This window comes from Streptomyces sp. NRRL S-495, assembly GCF_000966955.1.
GTDB lineage: Bacteria > Actinomycetota > Actinomycetes > Streptomycetales > Streptomycetaceae > Kitasatospora > Kitasatospora purpeofusca.
Genome location: NZ_JZWY01000794.1, coordinates 1 through 4,522 on the forward strand (window position 1 = coordinate 1; position 4,522 = coordinate 4,522).

Below are 4,522 nucleotides of genomic sequence, written 5' to 3' on the forward strand. Positions count from 1 at the left end.
GCTCCACCAGGCCCGCGGCCGCGGCCCGGCCCGGGGGCCGCAGTGACAGGCACTTGTCCGGCACCGCGAAGGTCTGGGCGACCACCGAGCTGACACTGACGCTCGACGGGCTGTCCACCGTGATGTTCTTGATCAGCTTGCCGGTGTTGTCCACCTTCAGCTCACCGGACACCCGTGACATCGCGTTCACCATCCCGAACTGGATCTCGTCACCCGGGCCGACGTTGAACACCACCCTGGTCGTCTCCGTGGTCACGGCCTGCCACTGCCGCGAGAACGTGGCCTGGAACGCCGACTCGAAGGTCGCCTTGGCCCCCAGGTGCAGCGCGTTCGAGCCCGCCACCGTCCCGGTCACCTCGGTCGTGTTCTTGATGTCGTCCTTGGTGGACGGGCCCTTGTCCTTGTTCGGACCGTACTGGGTGACGCCGGTCACGAACCCCGGCGTCACCGTGCCCGACCCGGAGACGGTCACCGTGGTGTCCACCCCGCCCTCCAGCGCCGCCTTCCCGGAGATCTCGCCGCCGATGTTGTCCGTGCTGCTGGTGACGAAGGTGACCGTGCGGTCGATCTCCAGGAGGTCGCCGGTGCAGTTGATCGCCGCATTCCCCACCGACAGCACCCCGCTCACGAACTCGCGCGGCACCCGGTCGTACATCCGGAAGCTGCACGCCGACTCCTTGGCGCAGAGCCCGGCGACCTCCTGGGCCGAGGGCAGCGCCGCCTCCCCGTCCACGGCCTGCGCCACCGGGAACGGCGGCGGGCCCGCCTCCGCGGCGGAGGCGGCGGGCGCCCCGAGCGGCATCAGCACCGCTATCGCGGCCGCCCCGGGGACCAGGACGGCCGACCGGCCGGCGCGCCGCCGTGCGGGCCGGGGTGCGGGCGGGCATGCGGAAGCAAGCACAGGCACTCTCCTCATCCGTGGAACGCCGTCCGTACGACGTCATCCGTGAGCCGGGCCACCGGGGCGCACCACGGCCCGCCCGGTGCTCCCATCCTGGGCGAGGCCCGCGTCGTGGGCGAACCGTCAGCCGCCGCCCCTGCGCCGTTCGGCGGCTGCGGGCCGGGCGGGCGGGGCCGCCGACGGGGTGCCCGCCGCGCGGGCGGCGGTGCCGGTGACGTCCAGGACGTGGCCCGCCCAGGTGCGGATGGTGCGGGCGCCGAGGCGTTCGTAGAAACCGCCGACCGCCATGGTGTTGGTGTCGTCGACGTCCAGGACCGCCCAGCGGTAGCCGAGCCGTTTCGCGTGGGCGAGGGTGTGGGTGATCACGGCCCGGTAGAGGCCCCGGCCGTGCAGGTCGGGGCGGGTCCCGGCGTTGGCGAGGTAGAGCTCGCGCCCGCCGCCCGCGGAATCGGCCCCGGTGGTCGGGTACTCGGTGGTCAGCAGGTAGCAGAGCACCTGCCGGCCGTCGGCGGAGAGCAGCAGGAAGGAGGAGCCGGGGCTGAAGTACGGGCTCCCGGTCACCGCGTGGCGCCAGGTCCCGGGTGTCATCGGGACGCTGCCCGGGTGGCCGGCGAAGATCGCGTTGCGGGCCGTCAGCAGCGCCGCGTCGTGGCGGTCCTCGAACGGCACCAGCACGCTGCCGGGCGGCAGCACCGGCCCGGTGGCGGGCGTGTGTGCCGGTGTGTGTGCTGGCGTGTGCGCCGCCAGGTCGATCCGCATCCCCCGGTAGCCGCGCGCCCGCCGGTGGCCGGCGGCGTCCAGCGCCTCGGCGAGCCAGCGCTGGTGGCCGTGGGTCCGGGTGTGCAGCTCCAGCGGGATGCCGTCGCCGAACCGCTCCCGGTGCCGGCGGGCCGCGGTCCGACGGCACCGGGCGAGCAGTTGCGCCAGCACGTCCCGCGTCCGGTGGGCGGGGTGCACCGCGAGATCGAGGACCATCTCGTGGACGGGGTCGGCGTGCTCCCTGGCCCGGGTGACCGCGTACGCCACCGGCTCCGGTCCCGCCCAGGCGCAGACGGAGCCCGCGGCCAGGTCGATACCCGGGGCCGCCCAGTCGTCGAGCAGTTCCCGGGCACCGCGCCGGTCGCCGGTCCGGTCCGCCTCCTCGCAGGCGGCCAGCAGCCCCGCCACCCGGGGCGCGTCACCGCGGGCGAGCGGTCGCCACCGCTGCACAGTCGCCGCTGGCTGCTGCTCACCCACCTCTGGCCGCTGCGCCTCACTCACCCCTGGCCACCGCGAGGCCGCGCTCGCCGGGCACCACCACCTGGCCGTCGGTGACCAGCATGAACCGCTCCAGGCCGGGCACCAGTACATTGACCACGGCCACGTGCGGCGTGACGTGGTGGTCGCGCCGGTACACCGCGAACCCCCGCTCCGCCAGGAGGCCGAGCAGCCGGTCGAGGTGACCGCTCGGGGTGTCGGGCACCTCGGTCGGCTCGAACGGCCGGACCTCAGCCGTCGCCAGGGCCGCGGTGAAGTCCGACAGGTAGCAGGCGTGCAGGGCCGGGTAGGGCCCGGTGTCGTCGCGCTGCTCGGGCAGCAGGTGCGCGTACTCCTCCCGCAGGTCCATGGTGCTGTGCAGCTGGACGAGTTCGCTCACCGCGCGGGAGATCGCGTACTCCCGGGACAGCGACGCCCCCCAGCCGCAGATCCGGGCGGGCCGCCCCGGGGGCGCGCTCTGGTGGGCCGCGTAGGCCGGCACGCCCAGATCGGTGGTCATGTCGATCAGGTGCACCGGCCGGCCGGTGCGCGCCACGGCGAACTCCAGCAGCGCGGCGGGCGCGGGCGGCAGCGTCGCCGGGTCGACGACGGCCGGGCGGCGCGGGCGCTCGCGCAGGAAGGTGTTGATCAGCAGGACGGAGAGCGCGTCGCGTTCGATCAGCTCATTGACCGCGTGCACCGCGGCCTCGACCGGATCGGCCCCGGCGGCCCAGCCGTTGTTGACCGAGTAGCGGCCCACCGACCGGTAGTCGTAGGCGTCCCCGACCCGGCGGCGCAGGCCCTCCCCCGCCGGGCGCAGGTACTCGGGCACGGAGAGGAAGAGCGGCACGTCGACGTCCGGACCGCCGAGCAGCGACCGGTAGGGCAGGCAGCCGAGCGGCCGGTCCGGCGCCTGGGCGAGCAGCGCCACGGCGATGTCCCGCCCGAGCGGGCCGGCGGCGAGCCGGTGCGCGGACGCCAGCCGGATCCCACCGGGGTCGAGCCCCTCCACCCCGCTGAGATGGTGCTCCAGCGCCTCGAACAGGGCGCCCGCCCGCGCCTCCGCCCGGCCGCCCTTGCCGAGCCCGAGCCCGGTGCGCAGCGGCACGCCGTCACGCCGCAGGACGCACCGCCAGGTTCCGGGGCTGCCGTCGAGGATCGGCGCCAGATCGGCCTCCAGGCCGAGGGCGGCGATGGCGGCCGCGGCCCTCCCGAACGCCTGCCGCGGCGTGAGGGCGCGCTCCCCCGCCTGGGGAGGTGCGCTGTGCGTGGTGGTCACGGCCGTCCCGTCTGTCGTTTCTGTCGTTGTCTGTCGTCTTGTCGTCTTGATCTGTCGTCTTGTCGTGCCTGTCGTACCTGTCGTGCTGTCGTTTCTGTCGTGCTGTCGTGTCCGTCCCGCTGGACGGAGCAGCGCCGGACCGCGGCCGTCGGCGTGCGAGCGGCCGCGGACCGGCGCCGTGGACCTACCGGGCGCGGGCCGGGTCAGTCCTCGTCGGTGGACTCGGCCGACTCGGCGCCGAGGCCGGCGAGTTCGGCGATGAGGCCCTGCTCGGCCGCGGACAGCACGACCTCGTCCGGGTGAAACTTGTCGCGGTCCTGGAATCCGCCCATGGGAACTGCCTCCTGGAATTCGTCCTGCGGCCGCCGGTCGGCGGCCGGGGCCGGTCCGCACGGGATCAAGTGCGCACACGTCCCGCCACCGATCGTGTCCGGTTGACAACGGCGTGTGAATGCTTGCCCGTCCGCACGACTTGCGCGAAAGTCCGCGCATGGCTGCACCACGGTCGTCACCCGCCCCCGGCACCGCGCTCCGGGGGGACCTCGTCGCCGAGACCCTCGAACTCACCGCCGTCCGCTGCACCCTGCCGCGCTGTCTGACCGCCGCCGGGGTCTGGGCCCTGGCCTTCCCGGCGCCGGGAAGGCTCACCGTCCAGGCCGTCCTGCGGGGCAGCGTCTGGCTGACGGCGGCCGGCGTCGAGCGGCCCGTGCGCCTCGACGCCGGCGAGGCCGCGGTCCTCCCCGGCGACCGCCCGTACACGCTGGCGAGCGGTCCTGAGCTGCCCGGGGCGGACGCGCCGACACCGGTCGATGCCACGGCCGGGCCCTTCCTGCACGCCGGGGCCGAGGGCCGGGACGCCGTCGCCCTCGACGGCCGCCTGGAACTCGACCCCGCCGCCGAGGAGTTGCTGACCGGAGCGCTCCCCCCGGTGCTGCGCCTCGGCGCGACGACGGCCGAGGCGCCCGCCGTCCGCTGGCTGCTGGCCCAGGCCCTGGGCGAGCTCTCCGCGGACCGGCCCGGAGCCTCCTTCGCGCTCGGCCACCTCGCCCCGCTGCTCCTGCTCCAGGTCCTGCGCGCCCTGCTCGCCCACGGCGGCGCCGACGCCC

At 75.3% G+C, this 4,522-nt stretch carries 5 protein-coding genes; 1 reads left to right on the top strand and 4 read right to left on the bottom strand.

The annotated features are described in order from the left end of the window. The 4 genes from VR45_RS33640 to VR45_RS50285 form a co-directional block, all read right to left on the bottom strand. Nucleotides 1-901: hypothetical protein (locus VR45_RS33640; RefSeq protein WP_159394452.1), on the bottom strand; the 901-nt coding region annotated here is incomplete at its 3' end. 123 nt (nt 902-1,024) lie between these two features. Continuing rightward, nucleotides 1,025-2,161, bottom strand: coding sequence for a GNAT family N-acetyltransferase (locus VR45_RS33645; protein WP_159394453.1), 1,137 nt, complete (start codon nt 2,159-2,161; stop codon nt 1,025-1,027). Then, nucleotides 2,154-3,416, bottom strand: a complete 1,263-nt coding sequence (locus VR45_RS33650; RefSeq protein ID WP_052709579.1) for a YcaO-like family protein — start codon at nt 3,414-3,416, stop codon at nt 2,154-2,156. Before VR45_RS33650 ends, VR45_RS33645 begins: the two co-directional genes overlap by 8 nt. Before the next feature lie 203 nt (nt 3,417-3,619). Next, complete coding sequence (locus tag VR45_RS50285; RefSeq protein ID WP_286163576.1) at nt 3,620-3,748, bottom strand: hypothetical protein; 129 nt, start codon at nt 3,746-3,748, stop codon at nt 3,620-3,622. 158 nt (nt 3,749-3,906) lie between these two features. On the opposite strand from VR45_RS50285, the gene VR45_RS33655 reads away from it, so the two are divergent. Beyond that, the coding region (locus VR45_RS33655; RefSeq protein ID WP_045943698.1) for a cupin domain-containing protein at nt 3,907-4,522 on the top strand (616 nt) is incomplete at its 3' end.

Excerpts from the sequence above, each read along its gene's own strand:
- VR45_RS50285 (WP_286163576.1), bottom strand. The coding sequence starts at position 3,748 with ATGGGCGGATTCCAGGACCGCGACAAGTTTCACCCGGACGAGGTCGTG.